The sequence below is a fragment of the Streptomyces sp. NPDC000348 genome, from assembly GCF_042898795.1.
GTDB lineage: Bacteria > Actinomycetota > Actinomycetes > Streptomycetales > Streptomycetaceae > Streptomyces.
In genome coordinates this window covers 1727-3356 of the sequence record NZ_JBIAZD010000051.1, presented here as the reverse complement: position 1 = coordinate 3356, position 1630 = coordinate 1727, and the positions used below count along the sequence as shown (strand labels likewise).

Genomic DNA, 1630 nt, shown 5'->3' with positions numbered 1-1630 from the left:
GCTTCACGGCCTTAGCATCACGATGCTCGATGTTTGACGCTTCACAGCGGGTACCGGAATATCAACCGGTTATCCATCGACTACGCCTGTCGGCCTCGCCTTAGGTCCCGACTTACCCTGGGCAGATCAGCTTGACCCAGGAACCCTTAGTCAATCGGCGCACACGTTTCTCACGTGTGAATCGCTACTCATGCCTGCATTCTCACTCGTGAACCGTCCACAACTGCCTTCCGGCGCTGCTTCACCCGGCACACGACGCTCCCCTACCCATCACAGCACCCGTTGGGGCTGATTGCTGCAATGACACGACTTCGGCGGTACGCTTGAGCCCCGCTACATTGTCGGCGCGGAATCACTAGACCAGTGAGCTATTACGCACTCTTTCAAGGGTGGCTGCTTCTAAGCCAACCTCCTGGTTGTCTCTGCGACTCCACATCCTTTCCCACTTAGCGTACGCTTAGGGGCCTTAGTCGATGCTCTGGGCTGTTTCCCTCTCGACCATGGAGCTTATCCCCCACAGTCTCACTGCCGCGCTCTCACTTACCGGCATTCGGAGTTTGGCTAAGGTCAGTAACCCGGTAGGGCCCATCGCCTATCCAGTGCTCTACCTCCGGCAAGAAACACACGACGCTGCACCTAAATGCATTTCGGGGAGAACCAGCTATCACGGAGTTTGATTGGCCTTTCACCCCTAACCACAGGTCATCCCCCAGGTTTTCAACCCTGGTGGGTTCGGTCCTCCACGAAGTCTTACCTCCGCTTCAACCTGCCCATGGCTAGATCACTCCGCTTCGGGTCTTGAGCGTGCTACTGAAACGCCCTGTTCGGACTCGCTTTCGCTACGGCTACCCCACCCGGGTTAACCTCGCAACACACCGCAAACTCGCAGGCTCATTCTTCAAAAGGCACGCAGTCACGACGCAAGGACAAGTCCTTGCGCGACGCTCCCACGGCTTGTAGGCACACGGTTTCAGGTACTATTTCACTCCGCTCCCGCGGTACTTTTCACCATTCCCTCACGGTACTATCCGCTATCGGTCACCAGGGAATATTTAGGCTTAGCGGGTGGTCCCGCCAGATTCACACGGGATTTCTCGGGCCCCGTGCTACTTGGGTGTCTCTCCAACGAGCCGCTGACGTTTCGACTACGGGGGTCTTACCCTCTACGCCGGACCTTTCGCATGTCCTTCGCCTACATCAACGGTTTCTGACTCGTCCTGTTGCCGGCAGACAACAGAAGAGAGATCCCACAACCCCGCATGCGCAACCCCTGCCGGGTCTCACACGCATACGGTTTGGCCTCATCCGGTTTCGCTCGCCACTACTCCCGGAATCACGGTTGTTTTCTCTTCCTGCGGGTACTGAGATGTTTCACTTCCCCGCGTTCCCTCCACTTGCCCTATGTGTTCAGGCAAGGGTGACAGCCCATGACGACTGCCGGGTTTCCCCATTCGGACACCCCCGGATCAAAGCCTGGTTGACGACTCCCCGGGGCCTATCGTGGCCTCCCACGTCCTTCATCGGTTCCTGGTGCCAAGGCATCCACCGTGCGCCCTTAAAAACTTGGCCACAGATGCTCGCGTCCACTGTGCAGTTCTCAAACAACGACCAGCCACCCATCACCCCGAAC

At 57.7% G+C, this 1630-nt stretch carries 1 rRNA gene (only partly in view); it reads right to left on the bottom strand.

The window, feature by feature from the left end:
- Positions 1-1569: ribosomal RNA gene (locus tag ACFY3N_RS36570) — 23S ribosomal RNA — on the bottom strand; it reaches 1627 nt to the left of the window's first position.
- Between the last annotated feature and the right edge of the window lie 61 nt (positions 1570-1630).